The organism is Clostridium sediminicola, from assembly GCF_050402865.1.
GTDB lineage: Bacteria > Bacillota > Clostridia > Clostridiales > Clostridiaceae > Clostridium_AF > Clostridium_AF sediminicola.
On the sequence record NZ_BAABMF010000023.1, the window covers coordinates 1 to 24,514 of the forward strand.

Consider the following 24,514-nt stretch of genomic DNA (forward strand, 5'->3'; position numbering starts at 1 on the left):
CGTCCTGAGCCAGGATCAAACTCTCAATTTGAAAAGTTCAATCATTTACTCATTACTTAAATTCATTGACTGGCATTTATTATCATTCTCTGTTTAATTTTCAAAGATCAAATCTGTTAAATCTTTCCCGCTGTTTTTCGACAGCTAAATTAGTTTAACATTTCAATTCCTTGTTGTCAAGAGTTTTTTTATTTTTTCTTTCGACCGTTTTCTTGGTTTCTCTTGGCGACAAGGAATATCTTATCAAATTAAATAGGACTATATTTCATCAAACAATCCTCTTACTTAAAATTATATCCTATTTACTCTTAATTAATAACTATATCTCTATTTTAAATATATTGACACTCCTGGAGGGGTAGACTTTACATTTCACAGTTATCAGTGTACAGTTGACAATAAAGGATTGATTTTCTTACATAAAATCTTTAACTAAGCCTTTATTAGCTTCGCTCACTTGAACAAATTACTTTTGCTAAAGTAAAAAATATCCATAACTAACAACCTACTACTTTAAGCTGTAAACTGTGCACTGTCACCCGTCAACTAAACATTGTGTGATTTCTTAATCGATTCAAATGAAAAGGAGAGAAAAACATGAGTTACTATGATAAAAAAGAAAATGTAAAAGAATATATCAAAATGGCAGAGGGTTTTGATGGAAGAAAATTAATTAAAATATTAAAAACTCATCTAAGAAAAGGTTCTACAGTTTTAGAGCTTGGCATAGGACCTGGTAAAGACTTGGATTTATTGAAAAATGACTTTATTGTTACTGGGTCAGATAACTCTTATTTATTCATTAATTCATATAAAGAAAAAAATCCTGATGCAGATTTAATATTTCTGGATGCTACCAAAATGAATACGCCACAAAAATTTAACTGCATTTATTCTAATAAGGTACTCCAACACCTTACAAGAGAAGAGTTTAAAATATCTTTAAATAAGCAAAAGGAAGTTTTAAATAAAAACGGTATTTTGTTTCACTCATTATGGTATGGTGATACAGTGGAAACTTATAATGATTTAAGATTTACTTACTATACTGAAAATTCATTGAAACAGATTATAGGCGAAAGTTTTGAAATTTTAGAGATGAATTTATATACTGAGATGGAAGTTGACGATTCCTTATATATAGTACTAAAGAAAAAAGACTAAAAGCCATTTTCCTTCAGTGGCACTATATTGGTTTCTATAATTCCCTTGTCAGTTATAAAATTGTATACTAATTTATTTAATAATTCTGGCTGCTCATAGGGTATACCATGTGCAACATTTTTTATGATGTATGCTTTACTTGACGGTAGCTTCTCATTTACACTTCTTGCTGACTCTATCATTAGCCTTTTTTCTTTTTCACCCACTAAAATCAAAGTATCAATATTGACTTTATTAGAGTTTTTAAAACTAAAATTCATGTTCTCACTAATAATATTATTAAAAGTTCTTTTAGTAATTTTCAAAGAATCTTTATAATACAATTCAAACATGTTATTGGGGATGGCTAGCTACTTTGCCTGCATCTTAGCAAAACTTTTCATTTTTACAAAAGGTATAAAGCATTCAACCATAGACTTTAATAAAGTATTAACTACTTTCATAGGCTTATTCAAAGCACTAATTATAATGCATTTTTCCAAAACTGTATAGTAATTTTCCAACATATTTAGAACTATCTGTGCACCTATGGACAATCCTATTAATATAGCTTTTTTTGAATTACTCTCTTTAAGTATTATTTCCTGTACATCTATACAACATGATTCAATGGTTGTAAATTCAATATGACTATTATCACCATGCCCTGGTAAATCAAAAGTTATACACTTAAATTTCGAAAAATAGCTTAGTTGATTTTGCCACATCCAAGATCCAACACCTGCACCATTAATAAATATGATAACCTGTCCATTGCCCTTTCCATAAACACTATATTCAACCATACTATTCTCCTTTTACTCCATATTTTAAAGTAGTAGTTAAAAGTTCTATATCCTTCATTACTGAGCATTCAAATTCCTCCATACTTAAATCATCAAATGTCTTCTTTAATAAAGATAAATTATATCCTTCAATCATATATTCAGAGATTTTTAAAATATTTATTTTTTCTATTCTATATTGAGTCCAATCTATACCAACAATTAATTTACTTTGGTACTTAAGAATCAATTCTTTTCTCTTTTCCATTAGTTTACTATAATTAGGAGAAGTTATGTCATTTAAAACATTCAATACTAACTTAAACTCCAAAGGCTTGTTTTTATAATATTCAAACCCACTTTTTAATAAAGAAATTAGCCTATCAAAATAGCAATTAACTGAAACATCAATTTTACAAGATTGATATTTCATTACATTCTCTAAACTCTCTAGTTTTTGCTCCTCGATCAGGTATTCCTAAAGCTTTAGATAAATCACTAGATATCTTAGCTGCATAAACTTTATCATTTGGTAAATCTACTGAATAAAAAACTTCTGAACCTGAAGCAGTGCTATTAAATGCATTGAAATGAACTGAAATGAATAAGTCGCCATTTTTAGCCATTAGTCCTCTGTTTGTCAAAGGAACATATACATCTTTTGATCGTGCCAAAATCACATCTAATTTTGTTTTAACCTTATTACATACTTCAAGTGTCAAATCTTTTTCTTTATAAATTTTACCTACTGCACCGGGATCAGAACCCCCATGTCCCGGATCAAATACTATCTTCATATTTTTACTCTCCTTTTATCGTTATAAACTGAAAGGTACATATACTGAACACCTTTCAATTTATAAAATATGCTTTAGGATACGTTTTTGTCTATTAATCGCGGTATTTCAAATCTTAATTGATTACTTTTTAAAAGCAAAATAATAATATATACTTCCTCTATCTACTGAAGGATAAATTTTATATACAAAATAAAGCCCTCTAAAATATAATAGAGGGTTTTAAATATTTTCTTTTTATGTTTAATACTATACAACTCCCATAGTTGCAAATACTATAGATACTGCAGTAGCTATAAGAGGTATAACAACTGTACACATTGCTAGGTCAATATAAGATTCTTTATGTGTAAGTCCTGTAATACCTAGTAAAGTAATTACAGCACCGTTATGTGGAAGTGTATCAAGTCCACCACATGCCATTGCAGCTATTCTGTGGAATGCTTGTGGATTTATACCTAAAGCTGTGGCTTTTTGCATATAGATTTCACCTAAAGCTCCTAATGCAATACTCATACCACCTGATGCTGAACCAGTTATACCAGCTAGGATACTTGTGGATGCAGCTAAAGAAATAAGTGGTGTTCCAGGTATAGCTAATATAGCTGTTTTAATCAAAGCAAATGCTGCTAATGTTTTAATAACATTTCCATATCCAACTTCTGAAGCTGTGTTAGCTATTGCTAGTAAAGATCCAATTGCACCTTTATTAACTGTATCTTTAACACTGTCAAAGTTTTTCCAGAATAATGCAATCGCTATTACAATGGCTATTACTAATGAAGAAATCAAACTCCAAATTCCCTTAACTTTTGATATAGTAATTCCACCAAATTCTTTAAGGAATCCACCATCCATATTAGCAAAAACAAGTTTTCCTAATAAAAGATTCACAACTAGCACTACGATTATTGGAACTAAAGCTTTTCCAAAACTAGGTAGCTTTGATATATCAAATGTTTTAATTACTTCATTTGCATGCTCACCATAGCCTTCTCCCCCAGCCATAGCTTTTTTTGATCTTCTTGTAAGCCAATACATACCTCCACCAAACATAACAGCTGCACCGATTAGACCTAATATAGGTGCTGCCCAAGATGTTGTTCCAAAGAATGGCATAGGAATAGCATTTTGAATTTGTGGTGTTCCAGGTAACGCTGTCATAGTAAATGTAAATGAACCAAGTGCTATAGAAGCAGGTATAAATCTTTTCGGAACGTCAGCTTCTCTAAATAATGCAGCTGCAATAGGATAAACTGCAAATGCAACAACAAATAATGAAACTCCACCATATGTTAATATTGCACAAGATAAAACTACCGCTAAAATAGCTTTGTCTTTCCCTAATTTTTTACTAATTGTGTGAGCTATAGCCTTAGCTGCACCTGAATCATCCATTATCTTACCGAATATAGCACCTAGTAAGAAAATAGGGAAATAAGCTTTCGCATATCCTGCGAAGTTAACCATAAATACTTCTGTATAATTAGCTAATATATGCGGTTGCCCTCCTTGGAACAACACTGCTAATACTGCTAAAATTGGTGCTAAAACAAGAACGGAAATCCCCTTATAAGCTAAATACATTAATAAGGCTAGTGAGATAATAATACCGATAATACCTAACATAATTTTCCTCCTTTAAATTTGTTTATATTATAGTTGAATAACCATAACACACCCTTCATTGTTTACTTTAGAATTCAAGTCCCATTACTTCATCTTTGAAAATTCTTTCATCCATAACTCTCAAATCTTCAGAAATTATAGGTTTAAAATCTATATGAGCTAATATATCTTCTTCAAGATTAACTCCTGGAGCAATTTCCTTAAGCACTATCCCTTCTTTGCTAAGTTCGAATACGGCTCTTTCAGTAATATAAATAACTGGTTGCCCTTTTTCAGAAGCATATTCTCCACTGAAAGTCACGTGTTCAACTTTCTCTATAAATTTATTTACTCTTCCTTCATTTTTGATTATAAGTTTTCCATCCTCTATTTTTACTTTAAGACCACCAGCAGTAAACGTTCCACAATACACAACTTTTTTAGCATTCTGAGTTATATTTATAAAGCCACCACACCCAGCTATCTTTGGTCCAAATTTACTTACATTAACATTTCCACAACTGTCACATTGTGCAAGCCCTAAAAATGCAACATCTAAACCTCCACCATCATAGAAATCAAATTGTGCAGCTTGGTCAACAACAGCTTCAGCATTAATTGAGGCTCCAAAACTCAAACCACCTGCTGGTACTCCGCCTATAGGTCCAGCTTCAACGGTAAGTTTCATCTCATCTCCTACCCCTTCTTCATTAGCTACCATTGATACTCCCTCTGGAACGCCTATGCCTAAATTAGTTATAGCATTAGGGACAAGTTCCATAGCCGCTCTTCTAGCAATAACTTTTCTTTCATTTAAAGGTAATTTATCTAAAGATTTCAAAGGTACTTTTATCTCTCCTGTATATGATGGGTTATACTGTTCACCATAAGTTTGCATATGATTTTCTGGTTTAGATACAACTAATGCATCTACATATATTCCCGGAATCTTAACATCTTTTAGTCTTAAACTTCCATTTGTAACTACTTTTTCAACTTGCAATATTACAATACCACCAGAGTTTTTCGCAGCTTGCGCCATTGCGAGTCCATCTAAAGTAGCAGCTTCTTTATCCATTGTTGCATTTCCGCTTTCATCTGCATATGTTGCTCTTATTATTGCTACGTCTATGGGAAAAGCTTTATAGTAAAGATATTTTTCACCTCCAAGCTCTATCAATTCAACAATATCTTCTTTTGCAGCATCATTTAACTTTCCTCCATCTAACCTTGGATCAACAAAAGTTTTCAATCCTACATGAGTTATAGTTCCTGGTTTACCTGCTGCAATATCTCTATAAAGATGAGAGACTACACCTTGTGGAAGATTATATGCTTCTGCTTTATTATCAATGGCTAATTTTTGTAGCATTGGTGAAAGACCCCAATGTCCGCCAATAATTCTTTTAACTAACCCTTCATGTCCTAAATGATTCATGCCTTTAGTTTTGCCATCTCCTTGTCCTGCTGCATAAACTAAAGTTAATCCTTCTGGTTTTCCTACTTCCAAAAATTTCTTTTCTAATTGAAGTGATATTTCTTCACAATGTCCTGCGCCTACAAAACCTCCAAAAGCTATAGTATCCTTATCTTTAATCATTGAAACAGCTTCTTCAACTGATTTGATTTTTGACCTCATACTTAGACCTCCTTAATTGTTTAATTTAATAGAATCGTTTACATTGAAAATACGATAATATTAAAAGCAAGTCTTATGCCAAATATTGTAAATAAACTATTTTATTGTTCCATTATCTTAAAAATTCCCTTTGTTAATTAATAACCACTGAAAATTCTCTGAATTTGAAGATTTTTTAACGAAAATTTTAAGTTTTTATTGAAAAATAATACTAATTCCATAGAGAATTTAACAAAATCAATTTGTAATTATATTTCAACTGTTTACTTAGTTAACATATTTTAAATTTCATTCTCTCCATTAACTATTAAGGTCAATTTATAAATTGTATGCTTTTTTTACATATAATCTTTTTACACATTTTACCTTTTAACTATCAACGCAGTTCCTTGTCCTCCACCGATGCATAAGGTTGCAAGTCCAGTCTTTGAATCTCTTTTTATCATTTCATAAATTAATGTAACTAATATTCTTGCTCCAGAAGCTCCTATAGGATGTCCCAGTGCTATAGCTCCACCGTTAACATTTACTTTGTTCATATCAAAATTCAAATCTTTAGCAACGGCTAAACTTTGTGCTGCAAAAGCTTCATTTGCTTCAATTAAATCTATATCTTTTATAGTCATCTCAGCTCTATCCAAAGCTATTTTAGTTGAAGCAACAGGTCCATAGCCCATAATTGAAGGGTCTAATCCCTTTGATCCAAATGAAACAATTTTAACTAAAGGCTTAACTCCTAATTCTTTTGCTTTTTCACCACTCATTACTACAAAAGCTGCTGCTCCGTCATTAATTCCAGAAGCATTCCCTGCTGTTACTGTTCCACCCTTCTTAAAGGCCGGCCTTAACTTAGCTAACTTCTCAATAGTAACACCAAATCTAGGAAATTCATCAGTTTCAAATATCGCTGGTTCTCCTTTTCTTTGTGGAATTTCTACTGGAACAATTTCCTCTTTAAATCTTCCATCTTTAATAGCTTTCTCAGCTTTATATTGAGAATTTTTAGCAAACTCATCCTGACTTTCTCTTGATAATTTCCATTGTTCTGCAATATTTTCTGCCGTAATTCCCATGTGATAGTCATTAAAAGCATCCCATAATCCATCTTTTATCATCCCATCAACTAACGTACCATCACCCATTCTTTGTCCCCATCTTGCTTTATTTAGTATATAAGGAGCTTGAGACATATTCTCCGTACCACCAGCAACAACAATATCCGTGAATCCTGTTAAAATCATTTGAAATGCCAAACTAACTGCTCTTAATCCTGAACCACATACTTTATTAAGGGTGAATGAAGGAATATCGACAGGTAATCCTGCTTTTACTGCAGCTTGTCTGCATACATTCTGACCTAAGCCTGCTTGCAAAACATTTCCCATAATTACTTCATCAATTACTTCTGGTTTTATATTTGCTCTTTTAACTGCCTCTTTAATTACTAAAGCACCTAAGTCTACTGCTGAAACATTTTTCAAACTACCACCAAACGTTCCCATCGCTGTTCTAACTGCACTTGCTATTACTACTTCTTTCATCCAAAATCCTCCTAAAATATAATATTTTCCTCATATTACATTTAAGCAATTACTATGCCATTTTCCATTATATACCATACTAGACTTATGTTTGTTTATAATTTCACATTTTTAATTTATTCATATCTAAATTATATCTTTCAATCTTTTTGTATAACCCAACCCTACTAATGCCTAACTGATTTGCAGTTTTATTTTTGTTTCCTTTATTAACTTTCAAAGTTTCTTCAATAATTTCTTTTTCAACATTAGCAACTACACACTTCAAATTATTGTATCCTTTTTTATAATATTTTTTTCTATTATTTACTATTCTCTCAGGTAATTGATCTATTGTTACAACTAATTCTGTATCTTGTAAATTAAGCGCTCTTTCAATTACATTCTCTAACTCTCTAATGTTTCCGGGCCAATTATAATTTTCTAATTTCTTTTCAGCTTCTTTAGATATCCCCTCTACGTATACTCCAAGTTTATTAGCCACCTTTTTTAGTAAAAATCTTGACAATTGTATAATATCATCTCGTCTTTCTCTTAATGGGGGTACAATTAACTTCATAACATTTAATCTATAGTAAAGATCTTCTCTAAATTCTCCAATTACAATACTTTGCTCTAAATCTTTATTAGTAGAAGCGATTATCCTAACATCAATATTTTTAAGGATATTCCCTCCTACCCTTTCAATTTCTCTTTCTTGGATAACTCGTAAAAGCTTCACCTGCATATCCATAGGCATGTCCCCTATTTCATCAAGTAATATAGTTCCTTTATTCGCAAGTTCAAACTTCCCTTTTTTACCACCTTTTTTTGCACCTGTAAAAGCACCTTCCTCATAGCCAAATAATTCTGATTCAAGTAATTGAGCTGGAATAGCTGCACAATTTACCTGTATAAACGGTGCCGATGCTCGTTTACTAGCCGTATGAATGGAATGTGCAAAAAGCTCCTTGCCTGTCCCACTTTCACCAAAAATAAGCACATTAGAATCTGTTTTTGCTACTCTAGCCGCCATTTTTTTAACTTTAGTTATTTCAGATGAATTCCCTATTATATCTTCTAAACAATATTGAGATGTTCGTTCCTTTCCAAGTTCATTTTTATAATACTCAATTTTTCTTTCCAAATTACTAATTTTTTTACTAATAGAATAAAAATCACTTATATCTTTAAACATTGCTTTGCCAACTGCTGCAACAACTCTACCATCTTTTATTATAGGAATTCTCATAGCTATCATTTTATTTCCATTAATTTCTTGTAATTCACCAATTTCTTTTTCACCTGTGTCCAATACAACATGCATTCTTGTATTATCTATAATTTCTGTAACATGCTTTCCTTCAACATCATATTTATTTAAAAATTCTTTGTATGCCTTGCTCATCATAGTTATTAGTCCATCTTTATCAACAACAACAACCCATTCATTGACAGTATTCATCATGGTATACAGAATATCTACATCTAATTTCTCTTTTTCTTCATCATTTTCTAGATCGTTATACTCCTTGACTTCTCTAAGCATTACTAATACCTCTATTGTATTTTTACAATTAAACATAGGTATTATATTAACGCTTAGTTTCTTTTGATTGATCTTAATATCTTTGTTAATAACTTTTTTTCCTGATTCAATTATTTCAAAAATATTGCACTTACTTATTATTTCATTAATACCACTTTTCATATTTTGCTCAGTATTTATGCCTAATAAACGCTTAGCCGATTTGTTGATTTTTGTGATATTACACTTATTGTCAAACACTACTACAGATTCATCAATTACATCAACAAAGTCACCAATACACTCTTTTAGATTTTCCATTATCCACCTCTCAATAATTAATCTTATCTATTGGTATGCAGTTTTTTTCTAATTTAGGATTGAAATCTGTAAACTTTATTTTCACTTCACGGAAAATAAGCCCTCATAATCATTTAAAAGGGCTTATTTCCTATGAATTTATTAACTTTTTAAAATTAAATTCATTAATCTTTCTTATAATTTTTAATCTGATTTATTATTTCAGGAATCACTTTATTTACATCTCCAACAATCCCTACATCAGCTACTTCAAATATTGGCGCACCAGAATCTTTATTTATTGCAATTATAAATTCTGATTCTTCCATTCCAGCTAAATGTTGAATAGCTCCTGAAATACCACATGCAAAGTATACATCTGGTCTAACTGTCTTACCTGTTTGACCAACTTGGCGATCTTTATTCATCCAACCCGCATCAACTACAGCACGTGAGGAAGAGACAACACCTTTTAATTCATCTGCAAGTTCTGTAAGCATTGTGAAATTTTCTGGACTTCCTATACCTCTACCACCAGATACTAATATACTCGCATCTTCAATATTAACTCTTTCTTTTTCTTCTTTAACAATCTCTAAAATTTCAACATTTTTATCCTTTGAAGTAAATTTTACTTTTATTTCTTCAACAGTCCCTCTTCTTTTCTCATCTTTCTCAAAAGCCTGCATAACGCCAGGTCTTACTGTAGACATTTGTGGTCTGTTATCAGGACAAATTATTGTTGCAAGAATATTTCCACCAAAAGCAGGTCTTGTCATCAATAATCCTTTTGTCTCTTCATCTATTGCAAGTGAAGTACAATCAGCTGTTAATCCTGAATGAATTCTTGCAGATACTCTAGGAGCTAAATCTCTCCCTATTGTAGTAGCACCATATAGAACTATCTCTGGTTTTTTAGAAGTAATAACTTCTGCCAAAGCTTTTGTGTAAGGCTCATTCATATAGAATTCTAAAACTTTATCATCAACACAAAGTACTTCATCTGCGCCAAAACTTATCAGTTCATTTGCTTTATGTTTTATATCATATCCAACTATTACTGCAGTTAACTTTTCATTAAGTTTATCTGCAAGTTCTCTACCTTTTCCTAGAAGTTCAAAAGAAACCTTTTGAATTTCACCTTCTCTTTGTTCAATGTATACAAAAACGCCTTTATATTCTGTAATATTCAAGGTAACCCCTCCTTTTACCAACTTCTATTTATATATAGTATTTCTCTTTTAGTTTATCAACCACAATCTTAGCTGCTTCTTTAGCATCCACATCATATACTTTACCAGCCATTTTAGCTCCTTTAGTAAATGATTTTTTAACTTTAGTTGGAGAACCCTTCAAACCAATTGTAGTTGGATCAACATCTATATCTTCTAGTGACCATCGAATAATTTCTTTTTGTCTAAATGCATCAAATATACCCTCAACCGTCATATATCTAGGCTTAGTATTTTCACTTAATGTAGTTATAAGGCATGGCATTTTTGTTTTAATCATTTGGTAGCCATCTTCAAACATCCTTTTCAATATCAAATTGTCATCAATTTTCTTCAATTCATCTACATAACTAACATGTGGAAGATTTAAATGTTCAGCTATTTGTGGACCTACTTGAGCAGTATCTCCATCTATAGCTTGCCTTCCTGCAATAATTAAATCATAATCTAATTTATTTATTGCAATTGACAATGTTAATGATGTTGCCCATGTATCAGCTCCTGCAAATGCTCTATCACTAAGTAAAATCGCCTCATCAGCACCCATTGCCAAAGCTTCTTTTAAAGCTTTTTCTGCTTGAGGTGGTCCCATAGTAAGAACTGTAACTTTTGCATTAAACTCATCCTTTAATCTCAAAGCAGTCTCGAGTCCGCTTTTATCATCTGGGTTAATTATACTTGGAACTCCTTCTCTTACTAAAGTTCCTGTTTTAGGATCAATTTTAACTTCTGTAGTATCTGGAACTTGTTTTATACAAACAACTATATTCATAATTAAACCTCCTTATTTTAGCATATTACCTGAAATTACCATCCTTTGAACTTCTGAAGTACCTTCATATATCTCAGTTATCTTAGCATCTCTCATCATTCTCTCAACTGGATATTCTCTTGTGTAACCATATCCACCATGCAATTGAACTGCTTTAGTAGTAACTGCCATTGCTGTCTCAGCTGCAAAAAGCTTAGCCATAGCAGCATATACTGAGTATGGCTCCCCATTATCTTTAGCTCTAGCTGCTCTGTAAACTAATAATCTAGCCGCATCCACTTTAGTTTGCATATCGGCTAATTGGAATTGTGTATTTTGGAATTTAGCAATAGGTCTTTTAAATTGCTTTCTTTCTTTTACATACTTCACTGTCTCATCAATAGCTCCTTGAGCTATACCTAAAGCTTGAGCAGCTATACCTATACGTCCACCGTCAAGGCTCTTCATTGCTATACCAAAACCTCTACCTTTTTTGCCTAATAAGTTCTCAGCTGGAACTTTACAATTTTCAAATATCAATTCACATGTAGCTGATCCTCTGATACCCATTTTTGCTTCTTTTTTACCAACACTAAAACCTTTATATTCTTTTTCAACTATAAATGCTGATATACCTCTAGTTCCTGCACTCTTATCAGTCATTGCCATAATTATATAAATATCTGCATAACCTGAGTTTGTAATAAATATTTTTGATCCATTTAATACATAATGATCGCCTTCTAAAACAGCTGTCGTTTGTTGGCTAGATGCATCAGTTCCTGCATTAGGTTCAGTAAGACCAAAAGCTCCTAATTTTTCTCCTTTTGCAAGTGGTACTAAATATTTTTGTTTTTGCTCTTCATTACCAAATTGATAAAGGGGCGCACAGCATAAAGATGTATGAGCAGATAATATAACTCCAGTAGTTGCACATACTTTAGATAACTCTTCAACTGCCATTGCATATACTAAATTATCTCCACCTTGTCCTCCATATTGTTTTGGAATTGGAATACCCATCATTCCACATTTAACCATTTTTTCTACTGTCTCTACAGGAAATCTTTCTTCTTCGTCCACTTCTTGTGCTAAAGGCTTTACTTCTTGTTCAGCAAATTCTCTGTACAATTGTTGCGCCATTTCATATTCTTTTAAAATTGAAAATTCCATAACCCTTCCTCCTTAAAAATATATTTAATTCGATATGTCAATTTGATGTGCTTGTTATAAATTAAACAATCATTCCCAAATTCTAAGGAGTGTTCGAGCTCTCTCAAAATTAACACTCCTTGGTTTGTAAATCTTATATTCTTCCTATGTTTTTTATTTAGGCGGCATTACAGTCGCAATACCTTTAATAACTACCACTCCATCTTGATTTGTACATGTTGTAAGTAACTTAATCCTATTTTTTGCTTCTATTTTTTCAATTACTTCCACTTCTGCTTTTATAGTATCTCCGAATCTAACGGGAGCCGTAAACTTAAGTTCTTGTCCCAAATAAATAGTTCCTGGTCCAGGTAATTTCATTCCCAATACTGCAGAAATAAAACCAGCTGTCAACATTCCATGAGCAATTCTTCCTTTAAACATTGAGTTTTCAGCTTCAATCTGATTTATATGAGCTTGATTTAAATCTCCTGTTACACCTGCATATAAATAAACATCTGTTTCTGTAACTGTTTTTTCGAAAAAATCCTTATCACCTATATTTATTTCATTTATTGTAAATCCCTTCATTCTAACTCCTCCTTTACATAAAGTATCAGTAACCAACCACCACTATTTTCTCTTCAATACTTGCAAAGTCCACCGCCATTAAAAGGTCGCCAGCTTTGTCTTTTATTAAATTTTATATATATAAATTATTTTGAGTAATCATAGAATCCTTTTCCGGATTTTCTACCAAGTAATCCACCTCTAACCATTTTTCTAAGTAATGGATGCGGTCTATACTTTGAATCACCAAATTCTTTATACAGAACTTCCATAATAGCTAAGTTTACATCGTTACCAATTAAGTCAGCCAATGCTAAAGGTCCAATAGGATGATTACAGCCTAACTTCATAGCTGTATCAATATCTTCTGCCGTTGCTACTCCATCTGCTAATAATCCAACTGCTTCATTAATCATTGGTATAAGTATCCTATTTACTACAAAACCAGGTGCTTCTTCTACTTCTACAGGAGACTTTCCTATTTTTTGTGCTGTTTCTATAACTTTTGATTTTGTCTCTTCTGACGTTACTATTCCTTTTATAACTTCAACTAATTTCATAACTGGAACAGGATTGAAAAAATGCATTCCTATAACCTTATCTGGTCTTTTTGTAGCACTTGCTATTTCAGTAATTGATAGGGATGATGTATTAGTTGCAAGAATAGCCTCGGCTTTACAAATACCATCTAATTCAGCAAATATTTTTTTCTTTATTTCCATATTTTCAATTGCTGCTTCTATAACAAAGTCAACATCTTTAGCCTCATTAATATCAACAGTTCCAGTGATCCTCATTAATATGCTTTCTTTATCTTTCTCAGATAGTTTACCTTTTCTAACCTTTCTATCTAAGTTTTTTTGTATAAGTTTTAACCCTCTTTCAACAAAGTTCTCATCAATATCTCGCATAATAACTTCATAGCCTGCTTCAGCGAATGCTTGAACAATACCTGAACCCATCGTTCCTGCACCTAGAACAAACACTTTCATTATTTTTCCTCCCTAAATTTTATTTTTAAAACATGCGGGTCTTTTTTCTACAAAAGCAGTCATAGCTTCTTTTTGATCTTCATTTGCAAAACATAATCCAAATAAATCTTTTTCAATTATAAGTCCAGTCTCAATATCAGTTTCCATTCCTCTATTAATAGCTGATTTACAATATCTAACAGCAATCTGTCCTTTAGATGCAATCTTTTCAGCAAGTTTCACTGCTTCGTTTACAACCTCTTCCTGTGATACAACTTTATTAACTAATCCAATTTTTTCAGCATCTTTTGAGTTTATTATTGTAGCTGAAAAAATCAATTCTTTAGCTTTGCCCATTCCAACTAAGCGGCATAATCTTTGAGTTCCACCAAATCCAGGTGTAATCCCTAGTCCAACTTCTGGTTGTCCGAATTTTGCTTTCTCTCCAGCTATTCTAATGTCACAACTCATTGCAAGTTCACATCCACCGCCTAAAGCATATCCGTTTACAGCAGCAATTACTGGTTTATCCATTAGTTCTATCTTTCTAAAAATCTCAGATCCTAGCTCTCCAAATATTCTACCTTTTTCTGATGATAGCTCTTTCATTTCAGCTATATCTGCTCCTGCCACAAAAGATTTTCCAGCTCCAGTAATAACCAATGCATATATTTCTTCATTTTTATCTATTTCATTTATTGCCTTATCTAATTCTTTTAAAGTTTCTGAGTTTAATGCATTTAAAGCCGAAGGTCTATTAATAGTTAATATACCAACTCTTTCCTTTCTATCTACTATAATGTTTTTATATTCCATTATTATACCTCCTTTACATTAAATAACAAAAGCAATTTATATGCCAAATCTTTTATTAAAAAGAAAATTAATGCAAACCTTATCATTTTATTAAACTCTTACTTGGTTAAACCCCAATTTACTTAGCTTCGTAGCCATTTTTTATCGTTAATTTTATTTCTTTCAAACTCCTTAGTGATAACTTTTTTTAATTAAAAGAAATCTTAAAATTATAAGACTTGTTTATTTTATATACAAAATTTATAAATTCAAATTTTAAGTTACTCTTCATCACCATTCTTCATAATCTCTCATTAAATTATTAAAATCTGTAAACTTTATTATCATGTATACTTCTTAATCTTTTATCCTATTTTCATAATTGTTCTAGTTTATTTAAATCTTCTTATCATAAATTACTTTTCACAAAGATAAAGAATTATATATATACTGTAATATGGACAAGTATATATTAGCTACAGTTAACAGTTATCAGTGTTCAGTTAACAGTAATGGACACCTTTCACTACCGTGAAAGCTTTTAATTTAACTACAATATAAAATGTTTCCTTTTGCATCAGCAAAAAATCCTTATCATAATCTGCGAAGCAGATAAAGGCTTAGTTAAAGATTTTCTGGAAGAAACAACATTTACTGTCAACTGTATACCGTCAACTGTCAACTAAATATAAGAAGGAGTGTTAGTATGAAAGTATTATGTAAAAAGAATTTTAAGTTTATAATATCTATTCTCCTTATATCAGTTTTAGCTTTTACTGGATGCATGACATCTTCAAATAATAAAAACAACTCTACTAATAAGGAAAAATCTAAAGAGTTAACAATTTATAGTGGTCGTAGGGAAAAATTCACCCTTCCATTAGTAGAAAAATTTCAAGCAGAAACTGGAATTAAGGTTAATTTGATTACAGGAAAAGCTACTGAATATGCACACAGGATTGTTGAAGAAGATAAGAATACTAAAGCAGATGTTTTTTTAGCTAATGATGCTGGAGTATTAGAATATCTTCGTCTTCAAGATATGTTAGCACTAATTGATTCTGAAGAAATAGAAAAAGTTCCTATGAATTATAGAGGAAAAGGTAATACTTGGACAGGCATTACTGTAAGATCACGTATATTCATGTACAATAAAGATCTTATAACCCAAGAAGAAATGGCAAAATCTATGTATGATTTAACAGATTCAAAATATAAAGGACAATTTGCTATAAATAGAGCCGGTAATGAATCTATGGTCACCTACTTTACATCTATTAAAACTATAATTGGGGAAGAAAAAACACTTCAATTGATGAAAGATATTATGGCCAATGACCCATTAATACTGAAAAGTCATACAGAAGTAAGACGAGCTGTTGGTAGTGGTGAGGTTAAATTTGGTCTTGTAAATAACTATCATCTAAAAGTTCAACTAACAGAAGATGGTATGAATAATGTAGCTGCAATCTATCCAGATCAAGATGAAAACGGAATGGGTACCTTTGTTAATGTATCTGGTGCAGCAATTACTAAATATGCGAACAATCCTGTGAATGCTCTTTCATTTATAGAGTTTTTACTTCAGGAAGAGCAGCAAAAAATGAATGCAGAAACTCCAATAATACCAAATATTGAAGGAATAAAATATGAAGAATTCAAAGCATCCAAAGCATCCCTAGGTGAAGTTGGCCCTGAATGGGAATCAACTACAGAATTAATGAGAGAGGCAGGTTATTCAGATTAGGGGGAATCAATATGAATAGAATCAAAAGTATATGGGTAAAAGTCTGGCGAGGTTCTCCCCCTCGCTCAACTCTTTTACTTATAAACATTATAACTGTATTAATAATGTCAATACCAATAGTTTATATTTTTACAAGAGCACTAACTGCTCCAATAAAAAAATGGGAAATAATGCTGAAAACTCGTATCCCTTTGCTCCTTTGGAATACTTTAAGCTTAGCAATAACAGTTGCTTTAATTACTACAATAATTGGAGTTGCCCTTGGATTTCTTGTCGAGCATACAAATTTGCCAGGAAGAAAGTTTTTTAAAATTGCATTGAGTCTTCCATTAGTAATACCACCTTATATTGGTGCATTGACCTATGTTATATTCTTTGGGCCAAGAGGTATTCTCTACTCTTTATTTGGAGAAAGTCCTATAGATGTTTATTCATTTTTTTCAGTTGCATTTGTATTATCAATGTTCACTTTTCCTTATGTCTTCTTAACCGTTTCCGCTTCACTACGAAAAATCAGTGCAAACTATGAAGAAGCTGGTCGCTCCTGTGGAGCATCCTACTCAACAATAGTCAGAAAAATTATTATACCTCTCGTGAAGCCAGCTATATTATCCAGTAGCATTGTGGTTTTATTTTATATTGTATCAGACTTTGGTGCAGTATCAATGCTGAGGTATACAACTTTTTCAAGTAGTATTTATTTTCAAATGGTAGGAAGCTTGGACAGGTCATCTGCTGCAATATTAAGCATTGTACTTGTAGCACTTGGACTCACAATCCTATTGGCTAAAGGCTATATCCTTAATAAAAGGGTTTTTTATCAAAATCCCAAAGCAAACAGAAAGATGACCCCCTTAAATCTAGGAAAATTCAAATATTTATCATTGATATTTGTAGGGATTGTTTTATTATTCTCTGTTATTCTACCTTTATCAACTTTAGTAGCATGGAGCGTCAAAGGAATGAACGAAGGTGTGATTAATCTAAAAACTTTAGGATATATAAAAAACAGCTTAACTGTAAGCATGGGAGCAGCTTTTATTACAATGATAATTTCTGTACCTGTAGCTTACCTTAAGTTCAGGAATCCTTCAAAAATAACTCTTATAATGAACAATATTTGCCACATGGGTCTAGTTATACCAGGAACATTACTAGCTTTAGGTATGGTATTCTTTGTTAGCCACTATTTTTCATGGCTTATTGGCAGCCAGATAGTATTAATGATAGGGTTCTCAATAAGATATATGTCACGTAATTTGCAATCTACTGAATCGTCAATGTCACTGGTATCTAAAAATCTCGATGAAACCGCCTATAGTCTTGGAAAGAATTTTAAATCCGTATTAATGAAAGTAATTCTTCCTTCAATTCTGCCTGGGGTTTTATCTGGTGGTGCTTTAGTTTTAGTGAGTTCAATGAAAGAACTACCAATAACATTGATGTTAAGAGCAGCTGGTTTTGATACTTTAGCAGTTAGAATATGGATAGAAGCAAGTGATGGTTTTTACACTCGTGCTGCTCCTGCTGGACTATTAATTGTACTTGTATCAATTATTCCACTCTACTTTATGTTAAAAAGCTATAAGGGGGATTAACTATGGCATACCTTGAAATAAAAAATCTTTCAAAAAAATACGATAATGCATCAGTTTACACTATAGAAAATCTAAATTTAACTGTAGAAAAAGGAGAATTAATAACAGTGTTAGGTAAAAGTGGCTGTGGTAAAACAACTTTACTACGTCTTATTTCTGGCTTTGAGGTACCTAACAAGGGAAAAATTGTACTAAACGGAAATGTAATTTCAAGTAAAGATGTATGGGTCCCTCCAGAAAAAAGAAATATAGGTATGGTATTTCAGGACTATGCTCTTTTTCCCAATATGACAGCATGGCAAAATATAGCTTTTGCCATTAACAAAGATGATGACTACAAAAATAAAACAAATGAAATGTTAAAACTAATAGGCCTTTACCATTCCAAAGACAAATATCCTCACGAATTATCAGGTGGTCAGCAGCAAAGAGTTGCTATTGGAAGAGCATTAATGAGACAACCTACTATTCTACTTTTGGACGAGCCTTTCAGCAATTTAGACTTGGAACTAAGAGAAGTTATGCGTGCTGAAGTGCTGAAGTTATTTAAAAAAACAGAAACAACAGCTATATTTGTAACTCATGATCAAATTGAAGCATTATCCATTTCCCAAAGAATAGCCATATTAAATGAAGGAAAGATTCAGCAAATAGCTACCCCATACAATATTTACAATAAACCTATTAATGTCTTTGTATCAGAATTTATTGGAAAAGCAAATTTATTTACCGGAAAAGTCCAAGATTCAAATTCTATTTTGTGGGAAGAAATTCTTATACAATGTAAAGATACTATTCCCTATAAAAAAGGAACTATAGCAAAATTTATGATACGAGAAGAAGATGTGCTTATAAATAAAGATGGGCATTTAAAAGGTACAATTGTTAACTTTACCTACATGGGTATGAGCTACAGTGCAACACTATCAATCAAAACTCCAAACAATAAAACCTTTATGTTAAATGTTTTATTACCAGGTTCAGCTAAGGTAGCATTAGGAAATGAAATAAATTTAGATTTATTTATAAAATCCAAAGATCATGTTTTTTTACAATAAAATTGATATACAAATAAATTAGTATCCCAAATCAAAATTAATTTCATATGCTATTATATAGGAGTAAAATTTTCCTTCTAAAAATGGAGGCGATGTATGTCTAATATAGAATTTTTATATCATTACACTAGTAGAAATGGTTTAGACGGGATAATGAGTAATTCTTCATTTTGGGCTACAAGAAGTATATTTTCCAATGATATTCAAGATTCTAAGTATATTAAAAGTATTCTGTCTCAAGTGCTAAAGTTATATGATAATAAAAAGTATAAAGATTTCAAAAAAAGCCTTTACTATACCTTTAATTATGCCGAGAATGAATGCATCACTCCCTCAAATTGTAAAAACGAAATTTTTGAAAAAGCTTTTATCATTAGTTTTTCGCATAAAAAAGATTCCAGATTTTTTTGGGAAGCTTATACTCAAAATGATGGATTCAACCTTATGTTCAATAAAAAGAAGCTAATAAATCATTTTAATTTGTACAAGCCTAATATTTATTTTAATAGATTTATGCACAGAAATGTTATATACAATGAGAAGGAACAAAAGAGAATAATAATTAAAATACTTGAAAATGCACTAAAATATTATAAGTATTGTGGAAAGGATAGTATAAAAAAAGACAAAATAATCAAAAATTTAGTTAAAAAATTCATTTTTGAGGCACCTTTTTTTAAGGATTCTTTTTGGGAAGAAGAAAAAGAATATAGATTTGCATTCTTTAGAAAATATCATGATAAAAATTTAGTAGATATAAATTTTAATCATAAACCAAAGTATGAAGGTCTTGATAGCAAGCAAACTTATATAAATTTGCCATTTGACACTAACCTTATACAAAAAATAATTATTGGTCCATGTAGTATTATTGATATTAATAAATTTTTAAGCAGTTACTGCTTTTTTAATAATAATATATTTCAAAAATCAAAAGGTTACGGATTTGTTAGAAAGTTTATTGTATAAATAAACTTTCTTTTATTTTTTTCCTTTTATTTGCGAACAAATTGTTTATAGAAAGGGTATACTCTAATTGAAAGGGGGAGATGCATATTCAACAAGAAGAATTAATTCTTAAAGCTAAAAATAATAAAAACGCTTTTGATAAAATAATGAATATATACTCTCCTTATATATACAGGCTTTGTAGGCGCCTATGCAAAAATAAATTTGATGCTGATGACTTATTTCAAAACACATGGATGAAAATCTACAAAAACATAAACAATTATGATATAAGCAATAAGTTTGAAAACTGGATTTATACCATATGCTTAAACACTTATAGGGATAGCTACTCTAAGAAAAAGAAATTATTATCAAAAGTAAAAGACTTATTCGCATCAACTGAAGAAAAAGACTTAGAGATAAATAAAGTTTGTGATTTATCACAATCTACTGATAATGAAGTTATATCTAAAATGGATAGTGATAAAATTCACTCTTATGTTAATGAACTAAAAGATATTTACCGTATCCCAATAATTTTATTCTATTTCAAAGATCTTTCTTATGGTGATATATCAGAAATAACTAACGTTCCCATTGGTACTGTGAAATCTAGGTTAAGTAGTGCCAAAACAAAACTAAGAAAAATAATGGAGGATGATTATGAAAAATAATGATTTAGATAAACTCTTGAGAACTGCTTTATCTAGTGAAGAAACTCCAGATTTAAGTTTGATCTTACATACAAAAGAAAAGCTATATTCTAGAAAAGAGCAAAAAACAGAAAAGATAATAATTCTATACATGATTACTTTGATATCAATAATAACAGGTTTACAATTTTTTACATTGTTCTTCATATTCAAAGCAAAACCAATTTTAGGAGTTATCCTTTATTTAACTTTTGTATCTTCATTAGCTTTAATAGCTTTTATGATTTATTACTATAAAAATTCAATTAAAAAATATATTATGAGTTTTAATTTATAAAACTTATTAAATTCGGGAGGAATATAAATGTCACTACTTGCACCTATTACAATGCTTATATTTTTATTATTAATCGTAGCTTTACTTATCTCTATCGGTGTTTTCGTATATAAAGATGCTCCAAAACATGGAATGGACCCATTAGTCTGGACATTAATTTCAATCTTAGTTCCAAATCTTATTGGTTTTATTATTTATCTCGTTGTTCGTTCAAGTAATAAAGACACCCATAAGTGTCCAAATTGTAATAATACTGTGAAGAACGATTACGTTAAGTGCCCTTACTGTGGAACAATGTTAAAAAACACTTGTAGCAATTGTGGTAAAGCTGTTCAAAATGATTGGGATAGTTGTCCATATTGCTCATCTCAAATTGATAAATCATCTACTGAATTTTCTGGAGCTTATAGCGATATTAATTATACTTACTCTGAAAATAAAAAGAATGGAAATACGGGGTTAAAAGTTATAATTGGAATTGTTATAACTCTAGTAGTATTATTTTTTATTATAATAGCTGTTAATTTTGTTAGTTTTAATTCCTTTAAGAATTCGTCAAATATTTCTATAATGGAAAGTTCCAATGATGTGCCAATAAAAGTAAATGAGCTTTTAGGTAAAGGATCTAAAGCCACTATGAAAAGTAGCTATCGATATTGGGATGGATCTAAAGAAAAAAATATAACTGTTTTTAAAGGTGGAACACTAAAAATATTCTACTCATCTAAGGTTGAAGATGGTGAGCTAGAAATAAATTTATATGATAGCAGAAAGAAACTTATTGAGTCTTTTCCTACCAATGATAAAGGTACGTATTCTTTGACAGCAGAAGATAATGGAGATTATCTCATTGAAGTGGTAGGCAAAAAAACAAAAGGAAACTATTCAATTGAAATTGAAAAAATAGATTAATTCAATCCCAACCTTCTTCCTAGAGAGTTGGGATTTTTTTATTTTGGTCTTCATACTTTTAATATCCAAAAACTGATGATACCCTTGATTTAAACTGAACGCTTCCTAATTGAATCGGTGTAGTTGTATCCATCGCTGCCATTTTTGACATTTCATAATATGGCACCCCTTTATCTACAGGATTTTCAGTTACTCTCAAAGGTATTTCATTTATTTCTACTCCTAAAGTTTGTGCAATAACAGCTGCTTTTTCCTTAGAATTTAAAACAGCTTTTTCTAAAGCCTGATTATAGTACAGCTCAGGATTTGAAACTGTAAATCTTATATAATTTATAACATTTGCTCCATTTTTAGTTGCAACATCTATGACATCATCAGCTTTATTAATATCTTTTACTGAAATTTCTAATATATGTTTCACTTCATATCCTCTAAATATTTTTTCATTATTTTGGTAATCATATATTGGTGTTATTGTATAAGTTGCTGTTTCAATATCTTCTTCATCAATACCTATTTTAATAAGACCTTCAATTATTTTGTTTAGTAATACTGCATTCTCTACTTTAGCCTTTTTTATGTTTTTATCCTTTGTAACCACACCTAATGAAATAATTGCCTCATCAGCCTTCGCAGTTACGTTTCCTTCTCCCCATACTTTTATCTTAAAATCTTTTTCATTATTTCTAAACCCATCCATAGGATTCATAAAATTATACACTCATTATTCCTCCACTGAAATATTATTATATTTTTGTTCCTATATTATAATATTTTACAGAGAAATATTCGTTACTTATAAGTCGGCTTAAGAATTAGTTCTACTTTTCTTTCAAAAATATGCAATCCTCAAGCATTTTTTGAAAGAAATCTAGTAGAAGTTATTCTTCAACGATTTCTTTCCTATGAGCCAGTTTAAAAAGCTCTCACCAATTTTAATGAGAACTTTTATTATCTATTTGAAATAATCCTCAAAAATCTATCAATATATCTCTGGTCAAGATTACAATACTGGCTATTATCAGCAGATGATATTTTTTCTACATCACTTTTCGTAATTAAATCATCAAATATCTCTAGTTCCAGATAAGTGTCCTCATAGGGACTACTGGCCTGATAAAAATCAACTTTAGTACCATCTTTAAAATTGGTAACATAATAAAAATCTCCAGCATTTCTATTTCTCCTAAATACACCAGAGGTTTTGCCTTTAAATCCAGTTTCAATTTTCAAAATATCATCATAAGAATATATCATACCTGCAGGTTTATAAAAGCTATAATCAACAATTTTATCCTGAGTTACTACTGTAACACCAGTAATACACATATAAAAAATAAACAAATTAATTCCTATAACTATAAGAATTTTCTTCTTTATATAATTAAAAATGTTTGATACCCATTTAAACTCACTATATTTATTATTTTTATAAAACGTGTAAATAATAAACATCATCATTTCAATTTGGAAAAAGAAAACCAAATAAGAATATGGCGGTTTAAACATATAAAGTAAATATTCATCTGGCGCGAATATAAGTCCTTGAAGCTTGTCTATTAACATAAATAATATTAATGTTATAATCATTGCTCCAATAAATCCTACAAAAGTTACAAAAGCTCTTAATATTTTGTTTTTCATATTTATGTCCTCACTTTCAATAGTTACATTTATATTAAATACCTTGAAATAATGGAAAGTCAAGTACTTATATCAACAGTCTTGAAATAATCTAAAAATAAAAACTCACCCTAGAGTGAGTTTTTAGCAATTATTCATTATCAAATAATTCAGTTTCAGTTGTTTCAACAATAGATGCTGAATCTTTTGCTATAATAGATTTATTATTACCAGCAGTATCAACAAATTTCATAACTAATTTTTTCACTAAGGCCAATATTTATTTTTCATTTTATATACTTCACCTGTTATTGGATTAACCAAAAAATACTTATTCTCACCAGTTGACTTGATTTCATAACAATAGGCTCTATCTGATACAAATAAACGCTTTGGATTGTTTATTAAAGTCACAGTATCCATACCTCTAGGGATATCAACAAATATAGGTTTTCCAGTAACTTGTACATATTCCTTAACTATCTGTTTCCCTTGCTTATATGTATAATTAGGTAGGGTAAAATATATTACTAAAGGTAAAACAACTGATAATGATCCCATCACAATAATTCTTAATCTTAAGCTAGTTTTTTGTTCTTTAAATAATAGCCTATAGTAGTATAATGGTTGAAGTATAAGAGGTATACTAATTCCAATTTCATAAACTCCTGCATACTCTCTAGATATATAATATGCATACTTCAATTCCAATAATGATACTAGTGCAATAAAAACAAGTATAGAAATCTTTGTCTTTTTATGTTCCATTCTCATATATCAGCCTTCCTTAATATATAGCTTCAATTATTATTTTATCCTAAATCATCAACTTTTCCAACAGTTG

At 30.7% G+C, this 24,514-nt stretch carries 25 protein-coding genes; 8 read left to right on the plus strand and 17 right to left on the minus strand.

The window, feature by feature from the left end; translation table 11 throughout:
- Window positions 1-597 precede the first annotated feature (597 nt).
- Window positions 598-1,164, plus strand: a complete 567-nt coding sequence (locus tag ACQ3F0_RS23160; RefSeq protein WP_428868168.1) for a class I SAM-dependent methyltransferase — start codon at window positions 598-600, stop codon at window positions 1,162-1,164.
- On the opposite strand, the gene ACQ3F0_RS23165 is transcribed toward ACQ3F0_RS23160, so the two are convergent.
- From ACQ3F0_RS23165 to ACQ3F0_RS23230, 14 genes are all read right to left on the minus strand, one after another.
- The gene (locus ACQ3F0_RS23165) at window positions 1,161-1,469 is read right to left on the minus strand and encodes an alpha/beta fold hydrolase (protein WP_428868169.1); all 309 of its coding nucleotides are present in this window, start codon (window positions 1,467-1,469) and stop codon (window positions 1,161-1,163) included. The genes ACQ3F0_RS23160 and ACQ3F0_RS23165 overlap by 4 nt on opposite strands.
- A gap of 45 nt (window positions 1,470-1,514) precedes the next feature.
- Window positions 1,515-1,949, minus strand: a complete 435-nt coding sequence (locus ACQ3F0_RS23170) for an alpha/beta fold hydrolase (RefSeq protein WP_428868170.1) — start codon at window positions 1,947-1,949, stop codon at window positions 1,515-1,517.
- Window position 1,950: 1 nt separating this feature from the next.
- The gene (locus ACQ3F0_RS23175; protein WP_428868171.1) at window positions 1,951-2,361 is read right to left on the minus strand and encodes a hypothetical protein; all 411 of its coding nucleotides are present in this window, start codon (window positions 2,359-2,361) and stop codon (window positions 1,951-1,953) included.
- Complete coding sequence (locus tag ACQ3F0_RS23180) at window positions 2,342-2,725, minus strand: N-acetylmuramoyl-L-alanine amidase (RefSeq protein ID WP_428868172.1); 384 nt, start codon at window positions 2,723-2,725, stop codon at window positions 2,342-2,344. The genes ACQ3F0_RS23175 and ACQ3F0_RS23180 overlap by 20 nt, the downstream gene beginning before the upstream one ends.
- A gap of 249 nt (window positions 2,726-2,974) precedes the next feature.
- The gene (locus ACQ3F0_RS23185; RefSeq protein ID WP_428868173.1) at window positions 2,975-4,354 is read right to left on the minus strand and encodes a GntP family permease; all 1,380 of its coding nucleotides are present in this window, start codon (window positions 4,352-4,354) and stop codon (window positions 2,975-2,977) included.
- A gap of 67 nt (window positions 4,355-4,421) precedes the next feature.
- Window positions 4,422-5,972: an acyl CoA:acetate/3-ketoacid CoA transferase gene (locus ACQ3F0_RS23190; RefSeq protein ID WP_428868174.1), complete on the minus strand. Its 1,551-nt coding sequence runs from the start codon at window positions 5,970-5,972 to the stop codon at window positions 4,422-4,424.
- A gap of 362 nt (window positions 5,973-6,334) precedes the next feature.
- Window positions 6,335-7,513, minus strand: coding sequence for an acetyl-CoA C-acetyltransferase (locus ACQ3F0_RS23195; protein WP_428868175.1), 1,179 nt, complete (start codon window positions 7,511-7,513; stop codon window positions 6,335-6,337).
- Between the two features lie 103 nt (window positions 7,514-7,616).
- Window positions 7,617-9,341 (minus strand): sigma 54-interacting transcriptional regulator, encoded by a 1,725-nt coding sequence (locus ACQ3F0_RS23200; RefSeq protein ID WP_428868176.1) that lies wholly within the window; start codon window positions 9,339-9,341, stop codon window positions 7,617-7,619.
- Between the two features lie 164 nt (window positions 9,342-9,505).
- On the minus strand, window positions 9,506-10,513 hold the full coding sequence (locus tag ACQ3F0_RS23205) for an electron transfer flavoprotein subunit alpha/FixB family protein (RefSeq protein ID WP_428868177.1): 1,008 nt from the start codon (window positions 10,511-10,513) through the stop codon (window positions 9,506-9,508).
- A gap of 28 nt (window positions 10,514-10,541) precedes the next feature.
- Window positions 10,542-11,324 carry an electron transfer flavoprotein subunit beta gene (locus ACQ3F0_RS23210; RefSeq protein ID WP_428868178.1) on the minus strand — a complete coding sequence of 261 codons (783 nt, stop codon included), beginning with the start codon at window positions 11,322-11,324 and terminating at the stop codon, window positions 10,542-10,544.
- 12 nt (window positions 11,325-11,336) lie between these two features.
- On the minus strand, window positions 11,337-12,476 hold the full coding sequence (locus ACQ3F0_RS23215) for an acyl-CoA dehydrogenase (RefSeq protein WP_428868179.1): 1,140 nt from the start codon (window positions 12,474-12,476) through the stop codon (window positions 11,337-11,339).
- Window positions 12,477-12,629: 153 nt separating this feature from the next.
- The gene (locus ACQ3F0_RS23220) at window positions 12,630-13,046 is read right to left on the minus strand and encodes a MaoC family dehydratase (RefSeq protein WP_428868180.1); all 417 of its coding nucleotides are present in this window, start codon (window positions 13,044-13,046) and stop codon (window positions 12,630-12,632) included.
- Between the two features lie 125 nt (window positions 13,047-13,171).
- Window positions 13,172-14,020 carry a 3-hydroxybutyryl-CoA dehydrogenase gene (locus tag ACQ3F0_RS23225; protein WP_428868225.1) on the minus strand — a complete coding sequence of 283 codons (849 nt, stop codon included), beginning with the start codon at window positions 14,018-14,020 and terminating at the stop codon, window positions 13,172-13,174.
- A 9-nt stretch (window positions 14,021-14,029) separates the two neighbouring features.
- Window positions 14,030-14,812, minus strand: coding sequence for a short-chain-enoyl-CoA hydratase (locus tag ACQ3F0_RS23230; RefSeq protein ID WP_428868181.1), 783 nt, complete (start codon window positions 14,810-14,812; stop codon window positions 14,030-14,032).
- 685 nt (window positions 14,813-15,497) lie between these two features.
- Between ACQ3F0_RS23230 and ACQ3F0_RS23235 the strand changes: the two genes are divergently transcribed.
- The 7 genes from ACQ3F0_RS23235 (at window position 15,498) to ACQ3F0_RS23265 (ending at window position 22,047) form a co-directional block, all read left to right on the plus strand.
- Window positions 15,498-16,538: an extracellular solute-binding protein gene (locus tag ACQ3F0_RS23235; protein ID WP_428868182.1), complete on the plus strand. Its 1,041-nt coding sequence runs from the start codon at window positions 15,498-15,500 to the stop codon at window positions 16,536-16,538.
- Between the two features lie 11 nt (window positions 16,539-16,549).
- Window positions 16,550-18,136 carry an ABC transporter permease gene (locus tag ACQ3F0_RS23240; protein ID WP_428868183.1) on the plus strand — a complete coding sequence of 529 codons (1,587 nt, stop codon included), beginning with the start codon at window positions 16,550-16,552 and terminating at the stop codon, window positions 18,134-18,136.
- A 2-nt stretch (window positions 18,137-18,138) separates the two neighbouring features.
- Window positions 18,139-19,194: an ABC transporter ATP-binding protein gene (locus ACQ3F0_RS23245; RefSeq protein WP_428868184.1), complete on the plus strand. Its 1,056-nt coding sequence runs from the start codon at window positions 18,139-18,141 to the stop codon at window positions 19,192-19,194.
- 96 nt (window positions 19,195-19,290) lie between these two features.
- Window positions 19,291-20,163 (plus strand): DUF2971 domain-containing protein, encoded by an 873-nt coding sequence (locus tag ACQ3F0_RS23250; RefSeq protein WP_428868185.1) that lies wholly within the window; start codon window positions 19,291-19,293, stop codon window positions 20,161-20,163.
- Window positions 20,164-20,243: 80 nt separating this feature from the next.
- Window positions 20,244-20,819, plus strand: coding sequence for an RNA polymerase sigma factor (locus ACQ3F0_RS23255; protein ID WP_428868186.1), 576 nt, complete (start codon window positions 20,244-20,246; stop codon window positions 20,817-20,819).
- Entirely contained in the window at window positions 20,809-21,135 is a 327-nt protein-coding gene (locus tag ACQ3F0_RS23260; protein WP_428868187.1) for a hypothetical protein, read from the plus strand. The genes ACQ3F0_RS23255 and ACQ3F0_RS23260 overlap by 11 nt, the downstream gene beginning before the upstream one ends.
- 27 nt (window positions 21,136-21,162) lie before the next feature.
- Window positions 21,163-22,047 (plus strand): zinc ribbon domain-containing protein, encoded by an 885-nt coding sequence (locus tag ACQ3F0_RS23265; protein WP_428868188.1) that lies wholly within the window; start codon window positions 21,163-21,165, stop codon window positions 22,045-22,047.
- A gap of 58 nt (window positions 22,048-22,105) precedes the next feature.
- On the opposite strand, the gene ACQ3F0_RS23270 is transcribed toward ACQ3F0_RS23265, so the two are convergent.
- The 3 genes from ACQ3F0_RS23270 to ACQ3F0_RS23280 all read right to left on the minus strand — a co-directional run bounded on the left by ACQ3F0_RS23270 (window position 22,106) and on the right by ACQ3F0_RS23280 (window position 24,444).
- Window positions 22,106-22,768: an SIMPL domain-containing protein gene (locus tag ACQ3F0_RS23270; RefSeq protein WP_428868189.1), complete on the minus strand. Its 663-nt coding sequence runs from the start codon at window positions 22,766-22,768 to the stop codon at window positions 22,106-22,108.
- A 230-nt stretch (window positions 22,769-22,998) separates the two neighbouring features.
- A complete protein-coding gene (locus tag ACQ3F0_RS23275) occupies window positions 22,999-23,691 on the minus strand; it encodes a hypothetical protein (protein WP_428868190.1) in 693 nt (230 codons plus the stop codon).
- A gap of 246 nt (window positions 23,692-23,937) precedes the next feature.
- A complete protein-coding gene (locus tag ACQ3F0_RS23280) occupies window positions 23,938-24,444 on the minus strand; it encodes a hypothetical protein (RefSeq protein ID WP_428868191.1) in 507 nt (168 codons plus the stop codon).
- Between the last annotated feature and the right edge of the window lie 70 nt (window positions 24,445-24,514).